A 17,595-nucleotide genomic window follows, 5' to 3' on the forward strand; every position below is an offset into this window, starting at 1 on the left:
GAAGGGGACAGCGATGGCAGACCAGCTGACGGGCGGGTCCGGCGCCGGCTCCCGCACGCAGGACGGGATCGACCGCGAGCTGCTCGGGATCTATCTCGCCGACCACCTCACCGGCGCCACCGGAGGGGCGAGCCGCATCGAGCGGATGGCCCGGGCCTACGCGGACACCGATCGGCCGGAGCTCGGCCCCCGGGCCACGACGCGGCTACGGCGGCGCGCGAGCTCGCGGGCCGGCTCGCCGCCACGCTCCGCGAGATCGCCGACGCCCGGATCGAGCCGCGCCGCCAGCGGCCGCACGCACTGGTGGCGGTGCCCGCCCTGGGTACCGGCGGTGGCGGCTTCGACGCGGTGCGCGGCTCCCTCATCGACCTGCTTCTCGACACCTGCCGGGACGCGGTGGCCGACGCCGCGATCGACGTCGTCATCGTGGCCAAGCACCCGTCGGACTACTCGGCGATCCAGGAGATCCGGCGTCGCCGCCCCGCCGCGGAACGCGGTCTGCCCCAGGGGCTCCAGGACGCGGCGGAGCGGCTGGCCACGCTCGCCCGCCAGGGCGAGCTCGCGCTCTTCCTCGGCGCCGGCGTCGACGGCGCCCTCGACCAGCGGTCCGTCGGCGAGGGTCACCCGCGCGGCGTCGTCGTCCGCGAGGCTCTCGATGACGGACTCGGCCGTCATGGTGGCCGAGCCGAGGTCGGTGAGGACCGTGACCCCGGCGACCCCGTCGGTGCCGAGCAGCTCCGTCACCGCGGTCTCGACCGCGTCGAAGCTCGTGCCGATGCCGCCGTCGTCGGTGCCTCCGGCGGCCCGCAGCAGGACGTCCGGGGCCATCTGCGCGGCGACCTCGACCACGCCGTCCGCCAGGCGGGCGGAGTGGGAGACGATCACCAGCGCGGTGGTCGGTCCCGCGCTCACAGCGCCTCGGCCGCCTCGGCCGCGGCCGCCAGCAGGAGGGCGGAGGACTGGGCGCCCGGGACCGGACCGCCGTCCGTACGTCGTCGGCGAGGGCGGCGCGGCGCTCGCGGAGGTGAGCGCGGTCCACCGGCACCTCGACCACCGAACGGCCACGGACGGGTTCGGCGAGCAGCGCGTCGAGCGCCGCCGGTGTCGACGCCACGGCGTGGCGCGCACCGTAGGCCGCGGCGAGTGCGGCGAGGTCGACGTCCTGCGGCGTGCCGAAGACCCGCTCGAAGTCGCCGGCACGCTCGGGGGCACCGTGCTCGAGGGTGGCGAAGATGCCACCGCCGGCGTCGTTGAGCACGACCACCTGCAGGTCGACCTCACGCTCGAGCCGGCCGCGCCCGAGCGCCCCCGCGTCGTGGAGGAAGGTGAGGTCCCCCATGACCGCCCGGACCGGCGCTCCGGTGCCGAGCGCGAGCCCGGTGGCGGTCGCAACGGTGCCGTCGATGCCTGCCAGGCCACGGTTGGCGACCGCCCGGGGCGCCACCCCGGGGTCCCACGGGAGAGCGACCAGGTCGAGGTCGCGGACGGTGTTCGAGGAGCCGACGACGAGCGTGCGCGCACCACCCGCCGCCGCGACCGCCCGGGCCACGTAGAGCCCGTCCAGCTCCCCGGCGAGCACCGCCCCGATCACGTGCTCCGCCGCGTCGGCGGCACGCCTCCACAGGTCGAGCCAGGGGTTCGTACCCGCGTGGACGGCCGAGCTCCCGCCGCCGCCAGCGGCTCTGAGGGCCGCCCGACCTCCCACCGGCGCGGCCGCCCCCGAGGGCCGCCGCGTCGCCACCGCTGACCCCGTCGCCGAGCTCGACCGCGCCGACCACTCGCGAGGCGCGCCCGCCACGTCCGTCCACGGTCCCCTGGGCGCGACCACGACCACCTCGACGTCCCGCCGCGCGAGGAGCGAGCTGACCGGCCTCGACAGCGTCGGGTGCCCGACGACCACCACCCGCTCGACCGCTCCGCCGAGCCGGGGGGTCGGCGAGGAGCAGCCGGTAGGGGCCGATCGCCGCCGGGCCGGACCGCGCTCCGCTCGTGGGCTCCGCGAGCAGGGGCCAGCCGGCCCGCTCGGCGAGGTCCCGGGCGCAGGACCCGCGCCGTCGCCCGCGACGACGACGGTGCGCGGCCCTGGGTGGAGCACCTCCGGGGAGGCAGGCGGCTGCCGCCCCGACCCGGACCACGGGCACTGCCCAGCTCCACGACCCGGCGGCGACGGCGTCGGCCAGCGGCGCCGAGGAGCGGGCGAGGCTGTCGGGTCCGAGGACGGCCAGCAGGGTGACCGCCACGACGGCGTAGAGGCCGGCGACGGCCAGCAGCGTGGTCACGATCGCCCGGGGGATGGTGGTGCGCGGCTCGCGGACCTCCTCGCCGAGGGTTGCGATGCGTGCGTAGCCCGCGAGGGCGAAGAAGGTGAGGCCCGCGGACTGCAGGACCCCGACGACGCCGACGGTCGGGGGCGCACCGGCCGCCGTCGTTCCCGCCGTCGTCCCGGCGGCCGAGCCGTTCGCCCCGCCTCCCTCGAGCAGGGGCCCCGTGCCCCCGGTCGACGGCGCGGGGCTGCGCGTGGCCGGGACGATCACGGCCGCGGGCAGGGACGAGCTGAGCGTCGCCGTCACGGGCGTCACCCGGGAACCGCCGCCGGCGGTCCGCCTGGTCCTGGTCCAGGCCCTCGCCAAGGGCGGCCGCGACGAGCAGGCCGTCGAGACCGCCACCGAGCTGGGGGTCGACGTCGTCGTCCCCTGGCAGGCCTCTCGCTCCGTCTCGGTGTGGGCCGGACCCAAGGTCGACAAGGGACGACGGCGCTGGGAGGCCGTCACGCTGGCCGCGGCCAAGCAGTCCCGGCGCGCCTGGGTGCCCGGCGTGCACGACCTCGTCGACACCCGCGCCCTGGTCGCGGGCGTGGCCTCCGCCGTCGCCGCCGGTGGTGCGGTGCTGGTCCTGCACGAGCAGGCCACCGTGCCGCTCGCCGCGGCGGTGCTGCCCGGGCCCGGGCACGGGCCCGTCGACGCCGCGCGCCAGGAGCGCCTCCCGGTCCAGGGGCGTCGCGGTCGACTCCGGCACCGGTCCGCCGCTCGCCCGGGCCAGGTCCCCGGCCGACTGCGCCCGGGAGACGGACACGGCGGCCAGCACGCCCGCCAGCTCGTCCGTCGGGGCCTCGACCGAACCCTCCCGGGCCTCTGCGGCCCCCCGCGTGAGCAGCTCCTGCACGTCGGTGACGCCCGGATCGGGCACCGGCGGGGCGGTCGGCACCGGTTCCGGCGTCACCGCACCCTCGGGCGCCCCCTCCGGCCAGGCCACCCAGACCCCGCCGAGGGCGTCCAGGTGGGCGTCCGCCTCGGTTCCGACGCGGTCGAGAACCGTCGCCGTGGTCCCCTCGGCGGTGACCTCCGACACGGTGGCGGCCAGCGTGGCCGCGTCCGCGGCGGCGTCCTGACGCAGCTCCTCGGCGGCGTCGGGCCGCCTCGGCAACGTCGAGGAACTGCGGGAGGCCGCCGGCCGTGCCTACCAGGGCCTCGCCGGCGGCGACGACGTCACGGCACCCGGTGCCGGGGACGCCACCACGCTCGTCGAGGACGCCCGTCGCAGCCTCGAGCAGGGCGCTGCCGACGACGCCTCCCTCGGCGGCTGGGCCGAGCGGCTGGCCGAGGCGTCCTACCTGCTCTCCGACGTCGCCACCGAGATCGCCTCCTACCTCTCCGGCCTCGACGCCGACCCGCAACGGCTCGCGTGGGTCAACGAGCGCCGGGCGGCGCTGGCCGAGCTCGTCCGCGCCCACGGCCCCGACGTCGACGGCGCCCTCGCCTGGGCGGACCGCGCCCGCGAACGGCTCACCTACCTCGACGGACCCGAGGACACCGCCGAGAAGCTGCGCGCCCGCCTCGCCGGGGCGGAGGAGACGCTGGCGGGGGCTGCCGCGGACCTGACGACCTCCCGCCGCGCGGTGGGGGAGCGCCGACGACGACGGCGAGGCCCGGCAGGTGGGCGACGAGCGGCGCCAGGACCAGCTCGGCGCCCGCCTGCTCCCTGAGCGACAGACCCTCGGACGCGACCGCCGCGGCCTTGCGCGGGTCGTGGTACACCTTCGCCACGTACCGCGCCGAGCGGGTGCCCAGGTCCGCGGTGACCAGGAACGTCGCCCGGCGGCCGGGCCGGTACCGCAGCAGCGACAGCTCGGCGCCGTGCACGTTCGCGCCGTGCGGTGCGAGCGCGGCGCGGAGCACGGGGACGAAGGTGCCCCGGTCCACCACGGCGGGCAGCGTCGGCAGGCCGGGGTCCTGCGGGTACGCGGTCAGCACCAGCTCGCCGTCCGGCGTCACCGTTCCGCGCACGAGGTGCGGGCCGGCCCGGTACAGCACCGCAGAGGCTCTGCCGGGTTCGTACTTGGCGTCGAGGACCTCGCACGGGCCGTCGTCGGCGCCGCTGCCGTCGCTCGCGTGGTCGGTCCCGGCGAGCGCGTCGCGCAGCAGCGGTCGCACGACGTCCGGCTCGAGCGCGTCGAGGAAGCGGCGGAACTGGTGCTCGACATCGCCGCCGGCGGTCGTCCGCCGCGCGGCGCTCGTCTCCGCCGTCGTGCCCGTGGGGATGTCCTCCGGGGGCCGGGATCGCCGTTCCCGCGGGGGCCGGGATCGCCAGCCCGAGCAACCCGGCTCCCGCCGACGTCCGCCAGGTCGCCCCGGACTACCCGGAGGGCCTGCGCGCGGCCGGCAACGGCACGGCGGCGCCCCCGCGGGGCGGGAAAGCTCGACGACCCGCGCCGTGGGGCGCCTGAGACGAGGAGAAGGCGCCGTGGACGGACGCGTCCGGGTCGGCCTGATCAGCACGGAACCGTACGTCACCGTCTACACCAAGGCGCTCGTGGACTGGGCCGCCCGGCAGGACGACGTCGAGATCACGCACCTCGTGGTGGCCGAGGCTCCCGCCTCTGCGGCGAGGCTCGCCGCCGGCCGGGGGGCCACGCCAGCCGCTGACGCTGCGGGCGCTGTCCGCGGTGGAGTCCGCCGTGCTGCGGCGGCTGCGCGGCTTCTGCGACCACGGCGACGTCGTGGACCTGCGCGGGGGAGCTCCGCTGCGTTGCGGTGCCGGCGCCGTCGCGGTGCTGTGGTTCCTGCGCGACCACCGGCTCCTGCGCCGCTACACGTACACCGCCATGGTGGTGGGCCTGGTGCTGCTCGTGCTCCCGCTCGTGCCCGGTCTCGGCGTGAGCATCAACGGCGCCCGGATCTGGATCAGTCTCCTCGGCATGTCCTTCCAGCCCGCCGAGCTGGGGAAGATCGTGCTCGCGGTCTTCTTCGCCGGCTACCTGGTGACCAACCGCGACACGCTCGCCCTGGCGGGCCCGAAGGTGCTCGGCCTGCAGCTGCCCAGGGCCCGCGACCTCGGCCCGATCATGCTCGCCTGGGGCGCTCGCTCGCCGTCCTCGTCCTCGAGCGCGACCTGGGCACCTCGCTGCTGTTCTTCGGGTTGTTCGTCGCCATGCTCTACGTGGCCACCGAGCGCCTGAGCTGGGTCCTCATCGGCCTCGGCGCTGTTCGCCGGCGGCGCCGTGGTCGCGGGCGGCGCTGGTTCCCGCACGTCGGCGCGCGGTTCGACGTCTGGCTCCACGCGCTCGAGCCGGAGATCTACAAAGACCATCGAGTCCGTGCTGGGCTTCGTCCTGGCGCTGGCGGTCTTCGCGATCTTCTAGGCGCTCTCACAGTTCCGCCCCTCCTGCGCTGCGGGACCACGAACACGGGGACGGTCACCCGGCAACAGCCCCGGCGGCCGTCCCCGTTGCCGTTCCCCGCCGCTGGACCCCGTCCACCGCGTCGCTCCACCCCCGCGCGGAGCACCGTCACCACCCACCGCGGGCGCGTCGCACTGCGTGCTCCACCCCGGCGGAAGCACGTCGCCACCCACCGCTGGCGCCGTCGCCGGGTGCGCACGGAACGCAATGCGCAGTTGGCGCGGACGAGCACAGTGGGCACAAACAGGCGCAGTCGGCGGGGACGGACCCGGCGACGGAGTGCGCGGGGCGGCGCCGGGAGCGGGTGGTCAGGACGACGGCTCGGCGGCGCCGGTGCCGCCGGCCCGGTGGGCGCCGCCCTCGGGGCCGGCGAGAAGCCGGGTGCCGTCCGCGGGGAAGTCGCGGCCGGCGGCGGTGCGCTCGTCGGCGAACGCGCGCACCATGCGCACCAGCTCGTCGTCGCGCCGGGTCTCCAGGCCGTCCACGGCGGCGAGCGGCACGCCGACGAACAAGCACTTGAGCACGCCGTGGCGCCATGCGGCGTCGTCGAGGTGGGCCGTCGCGTACGGTCCCATCGCCGCGGCGACGAGCCGGACGCGTTGGTGCGCAGCGCGTCGCGCAGCAGGTCCACGGCGACGTCGCCGACGTCGAGGCGGGGGAGTGCGCGCAGGACGGCGCGCCGCTCGTCGCCGTCTCCGTGGTGGTACAGGTCCCGCAGGTCTCGACGACGGCGGCACGGTCGCCGGTGGCGCGGGCGTAGGCGACGAGGAGCTCGGCGCGGGCGAGGTCCTCGACGAGCGGGTGGACGACGCCCAGGGCGTCGTCGGGATCGGTCGGGCCGCGGCCCACCTTCCGGCCGGCGGAGGCGAAGAGGCGGGTGAGGACAGCGGGGTCCGCCTCGACCTGGGCGGTCGCCGCCGCGAGCCGGTCGCGGGCGTCCGGCGCCAGCGTCCCGAGAAGCTGCGTGGGCTGGTCGGTCATGCTTCCTCCTGTCACTGGTGTGCTCCTTGCGTGGCGAGGCCGGCGGTGGCCATGGCGGCCCGCAGGGCGGCCATCGACCGGGCGGCGACGGCGGGCGCGGCTCACGGACGTCCGCCGCCTCGCTCTCGCGTCGCAGCCACACGACCACGCCGGCCCAGCCGAGGAGTAGCAGCAGGGCGGCGGCCACCCAGGCTGCGGGCGCCCACGAGTGCTCCTCGGGCACGGCGGAGCCGGGCTGGTTCGGGTTCGAGGCCGCGTAGCGCTCCTGGACGAAGGGCCGGTAGACCTCGAGCGGGACAGCGCCGGCGAGGGCCGCACGTGCGGCGTCGTCGAGCGGCAGCACGTCGCCGTCAGCCACCGTGAACCACGCGTCGAGGGGGACGTCGTGGACGGCGGGCCGCTCCGGGGAGAGGCCGAGCAGGGCGTCCGCGAGGCCGGGCAGGGCGTGCAGCTGCAGCGGCTCGACGGCGCCGCTGCCGTCCAGCCCGGCCACCAGCACCCCGATCCCCTCTCCGTCGAGGCGCAGCGGACTGACCCACCGCGACGTGGTCTCCAGAGGGGGCTGCGGGTCTCCGCCGGCGGAGCGGAAGCCTGCGGACCAGGTCGTGACGGTACGCACGAGCCCGAGCTCGACGGCGGCGCGCCGCTCGGCGTCGAGCTCGAGCTCCGCCCCGCCCTGGGTGGCGACCACGTCGCCCGCCTCGGTGCGGAACCACTGCGCGACCTGGTCCGGCACGCCCTCCGCCACCGGCGGCGTCGGCACCGCCGCCGCGGGCGAAGTTGTCGAGGCCCACCCACGCCCACTCCGCGTTGAGCGTCGCGGAGGTGACGGCGCTGACGGCCATCCTGACGAGCGTCCAGAGTGGGTAGAGGCTGAACAGCCCGAGGAACACGCCTGCGGGTAGCAGGAAGATCCGGCGGGAGCGGGTGATGCCGTGGAGCCGGTTGCGGACGCGGTGGTGCGGTCGCCCCGCCGGTCCGGGTGGCCGACGCCGGATTCGAGCTGCCGTGACGACGGCGACCTCGCGGACCGGCAACCTGCCGCGCCCCGTGCTCGTGGCCGCGGCGGCGGCCGTGCTCGTCGTCGCGGTGCCCGTTCTCGGGCTCCTGATGCGCGTGCCGTGGTCGCGGTTCCCCGAGCTCGTCACGTCCCCGGCCTCGCTCGCGGCGCTCGGGCTGAGCCTGCGCACGTCCGCCGTGGCCACGCTGCTGTGCGTGCTGCTCGGGGTCCCGCTCGCGCTGGTGCTCGCGCGCTCGAGCCTGCCGGGGCTGCGGGCGCTGCGGACCCTGGTGCTGGTCCCCCTGGTGCTTCCGCCCGTGGTGTCGGGGCTCGCCCTGCTCACGACTCTCGGCCGCACCGGCGCGCTCGGGTCGCGGCTCGAGGCCGCGGGGATCTCCGTCGCGTTCACCACCGCGGCGGTGGTGCTCGCCCAGACCTTCGTCTCGCTGCCCTTCCTGGTGCTCTCGGTCGAGGGCGCCGTACGCACCGCCGGCACCCGGTACGAGGCCGTCGCCGCCACGCTCGGCGCCCGCCCCGCGACGGTGCTGCGCCGCGTCACGCTGCCGCTGCTGCTGCCCGCCCTCGGCACCGGCGCCGCGCTCGCCTTCGCGCGCTCCCTGGGAGAGTTCGGGGCCACGCTGACGTTCGCCGGCTCGCTCGAGGGCGTCACACGGACCCTGCCGCTGGAGATCTACCTCCAGCGCGAGGTCGACCCGGACGCCGCGGTCGCGCTCGCCGTCGTGCTCCTGGCCGTCGCGGCCGTGATGGTGCTGCTGACCCAGGGTGGCCCGCGACGACGGCGTGGCCGCGCTCACCGGCGTGCCCCCCGCAGGGTGAGGACCAGCCGGGGGCCGTGGCTGCCCGCCACCCGGTCCACCGTCGTCGACGACACCCTCGACCCGGAGCTGCACCCCCAGCGTCTCCGCGAGGGCCCGCTGGACGAACTCGGCGTGAGGACCGCCGCGGAACGCGCTCGCGAGCCCCGGGGTGCTGAACAGCAGCCGGAGCGCACCGCCGGCGACCGGGCCGGGTTGGGCGTCCTGCGTGACGAGCGCCCAGGTGGTGCGCTTGAGCCGGGCGAGCATGTCGACGACCTCGGGCCAGCGGCGCCGGATCATCTCGGCGTCGGCAGCGGCCTCGGGCTGCGTGGACGAAGACGCGGGCGTACGAGGTACGGCAGTCTGCCCCGCCGGGGACCCGCGTGCCGACCTGGCCGCCGTGCGCCGCCGGACGACCGGTCGACGCTCCGGCGTCCGGGCCGGGCGGCGTGGTCTCGGGCCCCCGAGCCGGCGGGGCGGACGTTTCCTGCGACGCCCGCACGTCCTGCGGCGCGGAAGCCGCCCGCGGAACCTCGGCGTCCTGCCCGGCCGGCACGGCCTGTCCCCCCCGGCGTGGCCTGCGCGACCTGAGTGGTCCGGGGCGGAAATACCGACGATTCTGGTCGGTGACCTGAAGGCCATACCACCTGCGGCGTTTCCTGTCGCGCCGTCGCGCGGATTCTGTGGATCCCCCGGCAATTGGCCACCTCGCGCAGCCCCGGAGATCCACAAACAATGGCACGGCCGCAGCGTCGGCCGGGCGGGGCGTGATTGGGACGGGCCGGAGGGTCACGGGGCCGCGGAATGCGCGGGAGGACGGAACCCTTTCCGAACGCCGGCGCGGTCCGACTGTCCGTCGTGACCGGGCCGCTGGCCTGGAGCCGCCTGTGGGATCGAAGACGGCGGCGCCGTCCGCCTCCTCCCGGCGCGGCCCGCCGACGACGGCGGGCCCCGGCGGCGGGGCGACCGGCGTGGACCTCGCCGGAGTCTCCCCCGCCTCCTGGCACGCGCAGGTCACCTGGGTGCCGCAGCGTCCCGTCATCCTCCCCGGCACCGTCCGGGCCAACGTGCTGGGCTCCGACGACGCCGCCGTCGACGAGCGGGTCCGTGCGGCGGCCTCGGCCACGGGCCTGGACGCCGTGCTCGCGGGGCTGCCCGCCGGCTGGGACACCGAGCTCGGGCACGGCGGGGCCGGGACTGTCGGTGGGCCAGCGCCAGCGCCTCGCCCTGACCGCGGCCCTCCTCGGCGACCAGCAGCTGGTGGTGCTCGACGAGCCCACCGCCCACCTCGACGCCGCGTCCGAGCAGCACGTCCTCGACGCGGTCGGCGCGCTGCGCGCCGACGGGCGCACGGTGCTGGTGATCGCGCACCGGCCCTCCCTGGTCGCCGCGGCCGACGACGTCGTCGCGGTGGTCTCGCGACCCGTACCCGACGACGGCGGCACAGCCCCGGACGGCGACGCGGCCGGCGTGGGCACCTCCGCGCCGTCGGGAGCGGCCCGATGACCGCCACGCAGACGACGCACGCGCCCGCCACGGAGGTGCGTGGGGTGCTCACCGCGGACGAGCGGCGGGCGCTGCGCCGCGCCGTCGCCCTGCTCGACCTCGACCGGGTGCGGCTGTTCTGGGCGGTCCTCGCCGGCAGTGCGAGCCTCGCGAGCGGCATCGCCCTGACGGCGACCGCGGCGTGGCTGATCGCCCGGGCCTCGCAGATGCCCCCCGTGCTCGAGCTGTCGGTCGCCGCCGTGGCGGTGCGGACCTTCGGCATCTCACGGGCCCTGTTGCGCTACCTCGAGCGGCTGGCCTCCCACCTGGTAGCGCTGCGGGGCATGGCGACGCTGCGTGAACGCGTGTACACCACGCTCGCGGCGGGACGCGCGGACGCGGTCGCCGGGCTGCGCCGCGGTGACCTGCTGGCCCGCACGGGCACGGACGTCGACGCCGTCGGGGACGTCGTGGTCCGCGCCCTGCTTCCGGCGGTCGTCGCCGCCGTGGTGGGCGCCGGCTCGGTGGTGCTGGTCGCCTGGCTGAATCTCGGCGCCGGGACGGTGCTGGCCGTGTGCCTCCTGGTCGCCGGCGTGGCCGGGCCCTGGCTGAACGTCCGCGCCGCGCGTCTGGCGGAGCGGGCGCAGATCGGCGCCGTGCCGAGATCAGCGCCACCGCGATGACCATGGTCGACGGCGCCGCCGAGCTCACCGTCTCGGGCCGCCCGGGCGCAGGCCCGGGCAGCGGTCCGGGCGACACCTCCGTACCCGGTGGCGGCACGTCGGTGCCCGTCCCCGTGGCGGCCGCCGAGAACGTCACCGTCCCGCCCGTCGGCGCGGCCCAGGGCGACCCGGTGCGTACACTCGGCGACGATGCCCGCACCAGGGCTGGGGAGCACGTGGACAAGGGGAGCACGGCACTGGAAGCGCGCACGGACGACGCCGGCAGGGGGACCCGGCACGTCCTCGACGAGCGCTACGAGCTCGGCGCTGCCCTCGAGACCACGGTCGGCGGCGTGGACCGCCGGCGCGCCCACGACCGGATCCTCGACCGCGCCGTGGAGGCGCTCGTGCTGCCGCCGGCGGGCTCCGGGGTCGCGGACGTGCTCGACGCCGCCCGCCGCGCCGCCCTGGTGGAGGACCACAGGCTCGCGCAGGTTCTCGACGTCGGGTCCGACCAGACCGCCGCCTTCGTCATCACGCGACGCTGGTCGAGACGATCGCCGCGTTCGAGCGCCTGGCGTCCTGGGCCCTGGCCAGGCAGGCCGTCCTCGTGCGCGAGCTGACCGACCGGCAGGGCACCTCGGCCAGGGCGGCGGACCGGGCCGCGGCCGAGATCGCGGCCCGGCTGGGCTCGACGAACGCGGTCGGGGCGGCGAAGGTGAACCTCGCCGCCGCGCTGGACTCCTTCCCCGAGGTCGCCGACGCCCTGAGCACCGGGCGGATCGACTCCCGCAAGGCCACCGTCCTGACCACCCGCGAGCCGGGCCTGACGGCCCGCCAGCACCGCCGGGTCGTCACCGGGCTGCTGAGGGACGCCGACCGGCTCTCCGGGCCGAGGCTGCGCAACCGGATCCGGGCCGCCGCCCTGTCGGTGAACCCGGAGGCGGGGGCGGCGCGGCGCAGGGCCGAGCACGCCGCCCGCAAGGTCACCATCACCCCCGCCCCGGACGCGATGGCCTGGATCACCGCCTACGTGCGCGCCGACCACGCCCACACCGTCAAGGCCGCCCTAGGGGCCCTCGCACGGGCGGCGACCGACGGCACCGGGCCCGGCGAGGACGAGCGCACCCGCGCCCAGGTGCAGGCCGACGCGTTCGTCGACCTCTTCGCCACCGTCCTGGACCGCGGCGTCGACCTGGCCGGCCACCCCCTCCCCACCGGGACACGGGGCCGGGCGGGGGGCGCAGATGAAGCGTTCGGGTTTGTGTGCCGCATCGTTTCTTGCGAGGAAGGATGCAGGTATGCCGAAGCAGTACGACGCCGCGGCGAAGGAGCGCGCGGTGCGGATGGTCAGGGAGCAGGTCCCGGAGTACGGGTCGATCACCAAGGCGTGCGAGGCGGTCGCGGCGCGTCTGGGGATGTCCCGGGAGACGTTGCGCGGGTGGGTGCGTCAGGGCGATGTCGACGCCGGCGCCGGGACGGGGATGGACGACGCAGGAACGCGAGGAGATCAAGGCCCTCAAGGCGCGGGTGCGGCGCTTGAGGAGGACAACGCGATCCTGAGGTCGGCGGCGGGGGCCGGGGGCCTTCACGACCTCCCCGACGAGCAGGCGGATCCGCACCAGCGGCTCGTCGCGGCCCTGGGCGAGCTCGCGGAGTCCCCGGACGGCGCCGTACCGGCGCGGCTCTCCGGGATCGCCGCACCCTCCGTCCGCCTTCGGCCCGGGGGCTGCACGGCGTGGCGGCGTATGCGTGCGCGGGTGCCCCGGCCGACGCGCTCCGGCTCGGGCACAGCGCCGCGGGCGGAGCGGCGGTGACGACCCTCCTGCAGGACGCCGCCGCCTGCGACGGGTGCCTTCGGTGCGTCCAGCTGTGCCCGCAGGACGTGCTGTCCGTCACGGGGGCCTGGTCGTGGGCGCAGGTGCTCCGGGAGCGTCCCAGCTCCCCGGTCGCCACCCTGGCCACGGCCCGCTGCGAGCGCTGCGGCGCCCGCTTCCCCACCCGCTCGGGCGAGCGGCTCTGCCCGGTCTGCACCTTCCGGCGCACCCACCCGTTCGGGTCCCGGGTGCGACGGCGCAGCATCACCCGCCGGCGCTGCCTCAGGCACCGGTGTAGACCGGCTCGCGCCCGTGCGCGCCCGGCGGGGCCCCGCCGAGGCCGGCTCTCGCCGTCCTCGCGCACCGCGGCTACTCGTCGCCGCGGAGCACGGCGCGCTGGTAGTCCTTGCCGCTCTCGACCGAGAGCACGGCGAGCACGAGCCGGCCCAGCGTCCGGCACACGTGCGCGCCGGCCTCCAGCGCCAGACGGGCGCCGACGTTCGCGAGCCCCGGCACGAGGCCGTCCTCGACGAGCTGCCGCTCCTCGGCGCGGATCGCCCGGCCCCGGGCCATGTCCCCGGACGCCCACGCCTCGGCCTCGTCCCGGCAGGCCTCGGCGACCCGCCGCACCGCGCCGACCAGATCACCCTCACCGGCCACCAGGCGCTCGTGGTCCGCACGCAGCGCGGCGAGGTCCGCGTCCGCCCGGCGGCGGCGGGAGCCGCGCGCGTAGACGTCCAGGCCCATCAGATCCTTGGTGAACAGCCCCTGACCTCGGGCGCCGTCCGCGTCGTCGACCTCACCGCCCCGCTGTGCCACGACACCCGATCCTCGAGCTGCCCGAGCAGTTCGGGCAGACGGCCCGGTTCCAGCTCGAGGAGATCTCCCCGCTACGACGACCGGGGCCCCGGCCTGGTACTGGAACAACTTCCGCACCGGCGAGCACACCGGCACCCACTTCGACGCGCCCAGCCACTGGGCCACCGGCGCGGAGCGGGAGAACGTCGACGAGGTCGCGACGACGGCGCTGCTCGCCCCCGCCGTCGTCCTCGACGTCACCGACCGCGTGGCCGAGAACCCGAACTTCCTCATCGAGGTCAGCGACATCGAGGGGTTCGTCGCCGAGCACGGGGAGCTGCCCGCCGGCGGGTGGCTGCTGTGCCGGACCGGCTGGTCCGCGCGGGTGACCCAGGAGGACATGATCAACAACACCGGCAGCAGGGCTGCGGAGGCCACCAGGGTGAGGCCGGGGACGGCGAGGAAGACCCACCGCCAGCTCGCGGCGTCGGCGACGGTGCCCGCGACCGCGGGGCCCACCAGTGCGGGCAGCACCCACGCCGCGGCGAACGCGGCGAAGAACCTGGGCTGGCGCTCGGCGGGAACCATCGCGCCGACCAGCACGTACAGGGGAACCATCAGCAGCCCCGCCCCGAGCCCCTGGACGGCGCGCCCCACCGCCAGGAGAGACATCGCCGGCGCCAGACCGGCCACCACGAGGCCGGCGCAGAACAGGAGGATGCCCGCCACGAGCGAGCCGCGAGGCCCCCGGGCGTCGGACCAGGCACCGCTGACGGCCGTGCCCACGAGCTGCGCCGCGAGCGGGGGCGCCGGCCGCGACCGCGTACAGGTGCAGGTCGCCGAGATCCTCCACCACGACGGGCATCACCGTCGCGACCGCGAGGGCCTCGAACGCGGCCAGGGTGATGAGCGCCACCGAGGCGACCAGCAGGAGCCGGACCTGCGCCGGGGACTGCGCCCCGACCGGGGCCTGCACGACGCCGGGGCCGCCGTCGTCCAGGCACCGCCCGGCACCGGGAAGACCACCCTGGTGCCGCCCGCTCTCGCGGCCGCCGTCGAGGGGACGGTCGTCGTCACCCCAGCCCCCGGCGCCTCGCCGCCCGGGCGGCCGCGCGACGGCTGGCGTCGCTGCTGGGCGAGCCGGTCGGCGGCACCGTGGGCCACACGGTCCGCGGCGACCGGCGCACGAGCCGGGCCACCCGGGTCGAGGTGGTGACGACCGGGGTGCTGCTGCGCCGGCTCCAGCGCGACCCGGACCTGCCCGGGGTCGGTGCCGTCGTGCTCGACGAGGTGCACGAGCGCCACCTCGACGCAGACCTCGCCCTCGCGCTGCTCGTGGACGTGCGCACCAACCTGCGCGAGAACCTGCCCGTCGTCGCGATGTCGGCCACGGTCGAGGCGGAGCGCACCGCGGCGCTGCTCGGCGGTGGTGGAGGAGCTCGCGGCGGCGGACCGGCACCGGTCGTCCGGGTGGCGGGCACGCTGCACCCGGTGGAGGCGGCCTGGTGCCCGCCGCCGGCACGCGTGCCGCGCACGGACGAGCGCGGGGTGACACCCGCCTTCCTCGACCACGTGGCCGCCACCGTCCGGCGGGCGCTCGTCGAGCGGGACGGGGACCTGCTGGTGTTCCTGCCCGGGGCAGGGGAGGTGGACGGCGTCGTCCGCCGCCTCGCCGGTGCGGGGGCCGACGTACGTCCGCTGCACGGACGGCTGTCCCACCGGGAGCAGGACCTCGCCCTGACGCCGGGGCCACGCCGTCGCGTCGTCGTCTCCACCGCCGTCGCCGAGTCCTCGCTGACGGTGCCCGGCGTGCGGGTGGTCGTGGACGCCGGGCTCTCGCGGGAGCCTCGGACGGACCACCGGCGCGGTCTGGCCGGACTGGTGACGGTCGGGGTGAGCCGTTCCGCCGCCGAGCAGCGCGCCGGCCGGGCCGGGCGCGAGGGACCTGGTGCGGTGTACCGCTGCTGGGCCGAGCACGACCACGCCCGGCTGCGTCCCCATCCCGAGCCGGAGATCGCGACGGCGGACCTGACCGCGTTCGCGCTCGAGCTGGCCCGTTGGGGGAGCCCGGTCGAGGACCTGGCCCTGCTCGACCCGCCGCCGGAGGCCGCGATGGCCACCGCGCGGGAGACCCTCCGCGGGCGATGATCGCGCGGGTCTGGGCGGGGGGTGAAGAGGCGTTCTTCGCGGCCGGTGTCGAGGATCTGGGGAGTCGGGGGCCGAAGATGACGCGGTGCAGGGCGCCGGCGCAGGTGAGGCGGGCGAGGAGCTGGGGGGGCGAGAGGGGGTGCCGTCGGCCAGGGTGGCGGGTTCGGCGCCGAGGAGGGCGGCGTGGTCGAGGTCGCCGGGGATGACGGACCGTAGGTTGCGCCGTGGGCGCCGTGGGCGCCGTGGGCGCCGTGGGCGCGTCGTCGTCGCCGTGGGAGGTGGGGGTCCTCCCGCTCTTCTTCGCGTCCGGTTTGGCTGGCGGGCCGAAGGTGGCACCGGGGTGGTCGGTACTGGGCCGCTGGGCCGCGACGAGCCGGGTCAGGGTGTCGTAGGGGACGTGGACGGTCAGGTGGGGGCGGATGCGGGCGCGGGTCTGAGGGTGCCGGTGTCGCGGTTGAACCCCATGAGGAAGCGCACCTCCTCGGGCGAGCGCTTCCAGTTCTCGGTCGAGAACGCGTACGCCGAGACGTGGGTGATGCCGAGCTCGATCGCGCCGGCGACGACGTCGAGCAGCGCCGCCTCCCCCGCCTTGTGGCCCTCGACGCGCGGAAGGCCGCGCGCGTTGGCCCACCGGCCGTTGCCGTCCATGACGACGGCGACGTGCCGGGGCACGAACCGCGGGTCCATCCGCGGGGCGACCTCCCCGGAGGGGTGCGGCGGTGGCGGGACCGGCCTCGTCGTCGTCATGCGCGCTCCACCAGACGCAGGGAGCGCAGCTGCCGCTCGAGGTGCCACTGCAGGTACGAGGCCACGAGGCCGGAGGCCTCCTTCCGGTGCCGGGGGGTCGGACGCGTCGGCCTCGGACCACTCCCCGGAGAGCAGCGCCCCGAGCAGGGACATGGTCTCCCGGGCCGGTGACGCGGAGCCGGGCGGCCGGCATGGCCCACGTCCTCGCCGCCGTCTGCGAGCCGGGCGACGAGGTCGTGATGGCCTGGCGCTCCTTCGAGGCCTATCCCATCGCCACCCAGGTGGCCGGCGCCCGCCCGGTCCAGGTCCCGGTGGACGCCGCCGGCCGGCACGACCTGGACTCCATGGCCGCCGCCGTCACCGAGCGCACCCGGGCGGTTCTGCTGTGCAGCCCGAACAACCCCACCGGGCCCGCCCTTACCCAGTCCGAGGTGCGCCGCTTCCTCGAGACCGTCCCGCCGGGGGGTGCTCGTGCTCCTCGACGAGGCCTACCTGGAGTTCCGTCCGGCAGGACGACCCGACCGACGGCGTCGCGCTGGTCGACGACCACAAGAACCTCGTGGTCCTGCGCACGTTCTCCAAGGCGTACGGCCTCGCCGCTCCTCCACCCGGACGCCGGTGACCGCACCCCCCGGCGTCACGCAGCAGCCCGGTCACCGTCGCGCCGTGCTCCATCCGCGCCCCCGCGGCCGTGGCGGCCCGGGACAGGATCGCGTCGAGGACGGTGCGCCGCGGCGCGTACAGAGCGTCGACGCCGGCGGTCGGGCGGAGGGTGACCACCATCGGGTCCGCGCCGTAGTGGAACACCGTGCGGCGGACGCGCGGCGTGCCCGCGGCGACGACCTCGTCGAGCAGCCCCCAGCGGCTGAGCTGCAGCACGCCGGCGCGCATGAGGGCGTGCGTGGACACGCTGTCGCTGCCGAGGCGGGTCCGTTCGAGGCACAGCACCTGCAGGCCGCCCCGGGACAGGAGCATCGCGGTGGCCGCGCCGGCCGCCCGGCCTCCGACCACGATGACGTCCCACCTCATCGCTCCACCCCCGCGAACGACTCCGCGCCGACGAGCGCGCCGTGACGCTCGGCGATGTCGGCCGTGACGAGGGCGGCGTCGCGCCGGACCCGTCGAGCAGGGCCGAGCTGCGCCGGGTCTGCCAGGCGGCGCCCGCGACGTAGAGTCCCGGCACCGCGGTGCGACCGGCGTCGTGGACCAGCTCGCCGTCGGCGTCGAGCACCGGCAGGTGCAGCCACGGGTACGCGCGCCGGTAGCCCGTCGCCCACACCACCGTGGAGATGCCCCGGGCGTGCAGGTCCAGCCCGTCCTCGAGGCTGCCGCAGGCGGTCAGGGCCAGCGGCACCGCGAGGGCTCCCACGGCGAGCGCGGCGAGCTTCCGAGAGGTCGAGATCCTGGTCATGATGACTCCTTGTCGTCCTTGACTCCGGAACATCTGAAGTTGTAGGGGAAG

13 protein-coding genes and 9 pseudogenes are annotated in these 17,595 nt (G+C 76.7%); 13 read left to right on the plus strand and 9 right to left on the minus strand.

Annotated features, from left to right (window positions below; genetic code table 11):
* Positions 1-156 precede the first annotated feature (156 nt).
* The 3 genes and pseudogenes from dhaM to DA06_RS22245 all read right to left on the minus strand — a co-directional run bounded on the left by dhaM (position 157) and on the right by DA06_RS22245 (position 2,579).
* Positions 157-912, minus strand: a complete 756-nt coding sequence (gene dhaM, locus DA06_RS22235) for a dihydroxyacetone kinase phosphoryl donor subunit DhaM (protein WP_418606060.1) — start codon at positions 910-912, stop codon at positions 157-159.
* Positions 913-1,111: 199 nt separating this feature from the next.
* Positions 1,112-1,369 (minus strand): annotated as a pseudogene (locus tag DA06_RS22240) (thiamine pyrophosphate-dependent enzyme); the annotation flags it as partial.
* Complete coding sequence (locus DA06_RS22245) at positions 1,278-2,579, minus strand: amino acid permease (protein ID WP_418606061.1); 1,302 nt, start codon at positions 2,577-2,579, stop codon at positions 1,278-1,280. The gene DA06_RS22245 and the pseudogene DA06_RS22240, both read right to left, overlap by 92 nt.
* Between DA06_RS22245 and DA06_RS22250 the strand changes: the two are divergent.
* Together DA06_RS22250 and DA06_RS22255 are read left to right on the plus strand one after the other, a co-directional pair.
* Positions 2,518-2,910 (plus strand): annotated as a pseudogene (locus DA06_RS22250) (RsmE family RNA methyltransferase); the annotation flags it as partial. The gene DA06_RS22245 and the pseudogene DA06_RS22250 sit on opposite strands and share 62 nt — an antisense overlap.
* 235 nt (positions 2,911-3,145) lie before the next feature.
* The gene (locus tag DA06_RS22255; protein WP_418606062.1) at positions 3,146-3,388 is read left to right on the plus strand and encodes a hypothetical protein; all 243 of its coding nucleotides are present in this window, start codon (positions 3,146-3,148) and stop codon (positions 3,386-3,388) included.
* Between the two features lie 394 nt (positions 3,389-3,782).
* Here the strand turns inward: DA06_RS22255 and DA06_RS22260 are convergent, their stop codons facing one another.
* Positions 3,783-4,430, minus strand: a complete 648-nt coding sequence (locus DA06_RS22260) for a hypothetical protein (RefSeq protein ID WP_418606063.1) — start codon at positions 4,428-4,430, stop codon at positions 3,783-3,785.
* A 608-nt stretch (positions 4,431-5,038) separates the two neighbouring features.
* On the opposite strand from DA06_RS22260, the pseudogene DA06_RS22265 reads away from it, so the two are divergent.
* Positions 5,039-5,577 (plus strand): annotated as a pseudogene (locus tag DA06_RS22265) (FtsW/RodA/SpoVE family cell cycle protein); the annotation flags it as partial.
* Between the two features lie 408 nt (positions 5,578-5,985).
* Here the strand turns inward: DA06_RS22265 and DA06_RS22270 are convergent.
* A complete protein-coding gene (locus DA06_RS22270) occupies positions 5,986-6,252 on the minus strand; it encodes an EboA domain-containing protein (RefSeq protein ID WP_052437046.1) in 267 nt (88 codons plus the stop codon).
* A gap of 614 nt (positions 6,253-6,866) precedes the next feature.
* On the opposite strand from DA06_RS22270, the gene DA06_RS22275 reads away from it, so the two are divergent.
* The 7 genes and pseudogenes from DA06_RS22275 to DA06_RS22305 form a co-directional block, all read left to right on the plus strand.
* Positions 6,867-7,472 carry a hypothetical protein gene (locus DA06_RS22275; protein WP_418606064.1) on the plus strand — a complete coding sequence of 202 codons (606 nt, stop codon included), beginning with the start codon at positions 6,867-6,869 and terminating at the stop codon, positions 7,470-7,472.
* Between the two features lie 116 nt (positions 7,473-7,588).
* Positions 7,589-8,458, plus strand: a pseudogene (locus DA06_RS22280) (ABC transporter permease); the annotation flags it as partial.
* Between the two features lie 1,221 nt (positions 8,459-9,679).
* Positions 9,680-9,982, plus strand: a complete 303-nt coding sequence (locus DA06_RS22285; protein ID WP_043505315.1) for an ATP-binding cassette domain-containing protein — start codon at positions 9,680-9,682, stop codon at positions 9,980-9,982.
* On the plus strand, positions 9,979-10,644 hold the full coding sequence (locus tag DA06_RS22290; RefSeq protein WP_043505317.1) for a hypothetical protein: 666 nt from the start codon (positions 9,979-9,981) through the stop codon (positions 10,642-10,644). The genes DA06_RS22285 and DA06_RS22290 overlap by 4 nt, the downstream gene beginning before the upstream one ends.
* Entirely contained in the window at positions 10,641-11,246 is a 606-nt protein-coding gene (locus DA06_RS22295) for a hypothetical protein (protein WP_418606066.1), read from the plus strand. The genes DA06_RS22290 and DA06_RS22295 overlap by 4 nt, the downstream gene beginning before the upstream one ends.
* A complete protein-coding gene (locus DA06_RS22300) occupies positions 11,234-12,166 on the plus strand; it encodes a DUF222 domain-containing protein (protein WP_418606067.1) in 933 nt (310 codons plus the stop codon). Before DA06_RS22295 ends, DA06_RS22300 begins: the two co-directional genes overlap by 13 nt.
* Positions 12,167-13,401: 1,235 nt before the next feature.
* Positions 13,402-13,662 (plus strand): annotated as a pseudogene (locus DA06_RS22305) (cyclase family protein); the annotation flags it as partial.
* On the opposite strand, the pseudogene DA06_RS22310 reads toward DA06_RS22305, so the two are convergent.
* Positions 13,602-14,024, minus strand: a pseudogene (locus tag DA06_RS22310) (MFS transporter); the annotation flags it as partial. The pseudogenes DA06_RS22305 and DA06_RS22310 overlap by 61 nt on opposite strands.
* Between DA06_RS22310 and DA06_RS22315 the strand changes: the two are divergent.
* Together DA06_RS22315 and DA06_RS22320 are read left to right on the plus strand one after the other, a co-directional pair.
* A complete protein-coding gene (locus tag DA06_RS22315) occupies positions 13,957-14,454 on the plus strand; it encodes a hypothetical protein (RefSeq protein WP_418608381.1) in 498 nt (165 codons plus the stop codon). The pseudogene DA06_RS22310 and the gene DA06_RS22315 overlap by 68 nt on opposite strands.
* Positions 14,394-15,386 carry a helicase-related protein gene (locus DA06_RS22320; RefSeq protein WP_418606068.1) on the plus strand — a complete coding sequence of 331 codons (993 nt, stop codon included), beginning with the start codon at positions 14,394-14,396 and terminating at the stop codon, positions 15,384-15,386. The genes DA06_RS22315 and DA06_RS22320 overlap by 61 nt, the downstream gene beginning before the upstream one ends.
* Positions 15,387-15,833: 447 nt before the next feature.
* On the opposite strand, the pseudogene DA06_RS22325 reads toward DA06_RS22320, so the two are convergent.
* Both DA06_RS22325 and DA06_RS22330 read right to left on the minus strand, forming a co-directional pair.
* Positions 15,834-16,133: pseudogene (locus tag DA06_RS22325) on the minus strand (undecaprenyl diphosphate synthase family protein); the annotation flags it as partial.
* Positions 16,130-16,325 (minus strand): annotated as a pseudogene (locus tag DA06_RS22330) (DNA repair protein RecO C-terminal domain-containing protein); the annotation flags it as partial. The pseudogenes DA06_RS22325 and DA06_RS22330, both read right to left, overlap by 4 nt.
* Positions 16,326-16,372: 47 nt before the next feature.
* Between DA06_RS22330 and DA06_RS22335 the strand changes: the two are divergent.
* Positions 16,373-16,528: pseudogene (locus DA06_RS22335) on the plus strand (aminotransferase); the annotation flags it as partial.
* A gap of 22 nt (positions 16,529-16,550) precedes the next feature.
* Here DA06_RS22335 and DA06_RS22340 read toward each other — a convergent pair.
* Positions 16,551-17,162 (minus strand): NAD(P)/FAD-dependent oxidoreductase, encoded by a 612-nt coding sequence (locus DA06_RS22340; RefSeq protein ID WP_418606069.1) that lies wholly within the window; start codon positions 17,160-17,162, stop codon positions 16,551-16,553.
* Positions 17,163-17,595: the final 433 nt, after the last annotated feature.

Source organism: Georgenia sp. SUBG003 (assembly GCF_000715355.2).
Lineage (GTDB): Bacteria > Actinomycetota > Actinomycetes > Actinomycetales > Actinomycetaceae > Georgenia.

Bases quoted from the DNA above. Each gene is read 5' to 3' on its own strand.
- DA06_RS22270 (WP_052437046.1), bottom strand. From the start codon at position 6,252: ATGGGACCGTACGCGACGGCCCACCTCGACGACGCCGCATGGCGCCAC.
- DA06_RS22315 (WP_418608381.1), top strand. From the start codon at position 13,957: ATGCCCGCCACGAGCGAGCCGCGAGGCCCCCGGGCGTCGGACCAGGCA.
- DA06_RS22340 (WP_418606069.1), bottom strand. From the start codon at position 17,162: ATGAGGTGGGACGTCATCGTGGTCGGAGGCCGGGCGGCCGGCGCGGCC.
- DA06_RS22295 (WP_418606066.1), top strand. From the start codon at position 10,641: ATGACCATGGTCGACGGCGCCGCCGAGCTCACCGTCTCGGGCCGCCCG.
- DA06_RS22290 (WP_043505317.1), top strand. From the start codon at position 9,979: ATGACCGCCACGCAGACGACGCACGCGCCCGCCACGGAGGTGCGTGGG.